The sequence below is a fragment of the Stenotrophomonas sp. NPDC077659 genome, assembly GCF_050268705.1.
GTDB lineage: Bacteria > Pseudomonadota > Gammaproteobacteria > Xanthomonadales > Xanthomonadaceae > Stenotrophomonas.
Genome location: NZ_JBNNHG010000243.1, coordinates 1 through 2,870, shown reverse-complemented (window position 1 = coordinate 2,870; position 2,870 = coordinate 1). Strand labels below are relative to the sequence as shown.

Sequence of the window (2,870 nt, the reverse complement as noted above, 5' to 3'; positions counted from 1 at the left end):
CCATGCCTGCAGCCTACGCGATTGTCGAGTGTTGCACTTGGAAGTTGAGTCTAAGTACTTTGTAGAGTTTGAGCGTGACTATTGCATCTACCCGTGGCGAGATGCGGGCTCAAATAATAGGCTTTCCAGCCTGTTTTTGTTGGCTGGGCATGGGCATAAAGCTCCAGCCTATTGCAGAAACAAAGATTGGATATCTTCCAACATCAAGGAGCCTGTTGACTATGTCCGGATGGACTATGACCGGCTACGGAGTGATGCTGCAGAATGGGGGGTAAATTCAGCGGATTTGCATAATATCGCTCAATTGACACCCCAGGCGATCCGGCTTGAGGATGGTGGTGAATGGCATTTCAAATTGGAGACTGGCTATGTTGAGAATAATGCCAGCTATGGAAACGCTAGTTATTGTCTTGATCGGATGATAAATGCGGCCATTAGGAAGCATCAACATCAATCGGCTAGACGCTGGAAGAAAAAAGATCTGCCGTCTTTGGCTCATCCTGTTTATTTGGGTAGCTCGGTTTATGAGCGCCCAGACACGGCTTCCCGCGTCGTGCATGTGGTGCAGGATGGATATACTTATTCCATACGGGGAAAATTGACCGGCTTTGATCCATCTGTCGAATTTCTGAGCGTTGCTGTGCATTCTCCGACTCATGGTGACGTATCTGAGCTTGGCTTTGGTCCGCTGCCTGAGTTCGGGTATGTGGTCGATCACGCTGAGGAGATTAATGAATGAATGGAGGTCCGCCTGTAGGTATGTGTTCCTTTTTCGTAAGCTGGGCAGCAACTTTTGGCGAATTCTCATGAAGCCACAGATTTCTTTTTTTAGGATTATTTTTGGGGCGGTGAATGTCCCTTGCCTGCTTTGGATTGCCGTGCTCGCCGGCTGCTCAACCAGCGCTCCCCGCACCCGATCCGAAGTGCCGACGTCGGCCACACCGCCAGCCACCACCTACGCCAAGGTCGACTGGAAGGTGCTGCCGGCGGTCTCCGGTCCCGACCTGCAGGCCGGCTTTGTTGCCTGGCGCAGCAGCTGCACCCGCCTGAAGAACGATGCGGTCTGGGCCAAACCCTGCGTGACCGCCGCCACGGTGTCCGACAAGGACCCGGTCGCCATCCGCCAGTTCCTGCAGCGCGACCTGGACGTGTACGCATTGCGCGCCGGGGGCCACCAGGCCGATGGCCTGATCACCGGCTACTACGAGCCCATCTACCCCGGCAGCCTCACCCGCACCGCCAGCGCCACGGTGCCGGTGTATGGCACGCCGGATGATCTGATCGTGGTGCAGCTGGACAGTCTCTACCCCGAACTGAAGGGCAAGCGCCTGCGCGGCCGCCTCGACGGCAAGGTACTCAAGCCCTACGACGACGCCGGTACCATCGCCAGCAAGGGCGCCAAGGCCCCGGTGCTGGCCTGGCTGACCGATCCGATGGACCTGCAGCTGCTGCAGATCCAGGGCTCGGGCCGCGTGCGCCTGGCCGATGGCACCCAGGTGCGGCTGGCCTATGCCGAGCAGAACGGCCAGCCCTACCGCGCCATCGGCCGCTGGCTGGTGGACCAAGGCGAGCTGAAGAAAGAAGACGTCACCATGGACGCGATCCGCGCGTGGGCGAAGGCGCACCCGGCGCGCGTGCCGGAGCTGCTGCGCAGCAACCCCAGCTACGTGTTCTTCGTGCGCAGCGCCGACAGCCCGGAGGGCCCGCGCGGGTCGCTGAACGTGCCGCTGACTGCGGGCTACAGCGTGGCGGTTGACCGCAGCGTGGTGCCGCTGGGCAGCCTGCTGTGGCTGTCCACCACCCGCCCTGATGGCAGCCCGGTGGTGCGCCCGGTAGCCGCGCAGGACACCGGCGGTGCCATTGCCGGTGAAGTGCGCGCCGATCTGTACTGGGGCAGCGGCGATGCCGCCGGCAAACTGGCCGGTGACATGAAGCAGAAGGGCAACATCTGGATGCTGTGGCCGAAGGGCGCGCCCCTGCCGAACTGAACCGGCAGGGGTCGAATCCCTTGCAGCAGGCAAGGGCTCTGACCTCGGATGGCTGATAATGGGCCCATTCCGAACTCTCCGGCCGCCGCTGCGGCCAGGACCCCTGCAATGAAGAACATCAAGAACAACACCGCCAAAAAGTACTACAAGCACTGGGCCGAATCGGGCCTGGGCAAGGGCAACGTACTGATGGAAGCCCGCGGCGAAAAGATCGTGCGCCAGGTGGAAATCTACGGCACCAAGATGGTCTGGGCCGATGAGCACGGCCAGAGCGATGACCGCTTCCTGCTGGCCGACCAGCCGGTCTCGTTCCTGGATTTCGACGAGGACGACGAAATCTCCGCCCGCGAATTTGAAAGCGCCTGGAAGAAGGCCAGGGAAGCCACCGGCTACCCGGTGTAACCACTGCTCCACCCCGCTTTGTAGATACCGTGTTGTCCTTGCCTAGGCAAGGACAACACGGTATCTACGGGCTTCGTGTGTGAAATGTTATGCGATTACATTTCATCCGCGACCTTCCATCCCCATGAAGACCCCCACGCTGGTGGCCGCCCTCGCGGCCGCTGCGTTCGCCCCTGAAGCTTTCGCACAGTCCGCCGATGCCGCGCTCACCCTCGGCAAGGTGCAGGTGCACCAGCACGGCGAAGGCCAGCTCAGCGCACACCAGGTGTTGACCTCGGTGGACGTGATCGGCGCGGACCAGATTGAAGACCGCAACGTCTCGCACAGCTGGGAGCTGCTGGGGCAGATGCCCGGCATCCAGCTCACCGAAACGCGGCAGGGGGCCGAATCGGGCAAGGTCAGCTTCCGCGCCTTCAATGGCGAGGTCAAAGTGTCCTTATTGGCACACTCAGGGCGGAGTGACCCCTATGCCGGCATCAA

At 60.8% G+C, this 2,870-nt stretch carries 4 protein-coding genes; all 4 read left to right on the top strand.

What is annotated here, in order from left to right:
- Positions 1-739: hypothetical protein (locus ACQKDV_RS19020; RefSeq protein WP_427785796.1), on the top strand; the 739-nt coding region annotated here is incomplete at its 5' end.
- Positions 740-806: 67 nt separating this feature from the next.
- Positions 807-1,988, top strand: a complete 1,182-nt coding sequence (gene mltA / locus ACQKDV_RS19015) for a murein transglycosylase A (protein WP_427785795.1) — start codon at positions 807-809, stop codon at positions 1,986-1,988.
- A gap of 108 nt (positions 1,989-2,096) precedes the next feature.
- A complete protein-coding gene (locus ACQKDV_RS19010; protein ID WP_427785794.1) occupies positions 2,097-2,390 on the top strand; it encodes a hypothetical protein in 294 nt (97 codons plus the stop codon).
- Positions 2,391-2,514: 124 nt separating this feature from the next.
- The coding region (locus tag ACQKDV_RS19005; protein ID WP_427785793.1) for a TonB-dependent receptor plug domain-containing protein at positions 2,515-2,870 on the top strand (356 nt) is incomplete at its 3' end.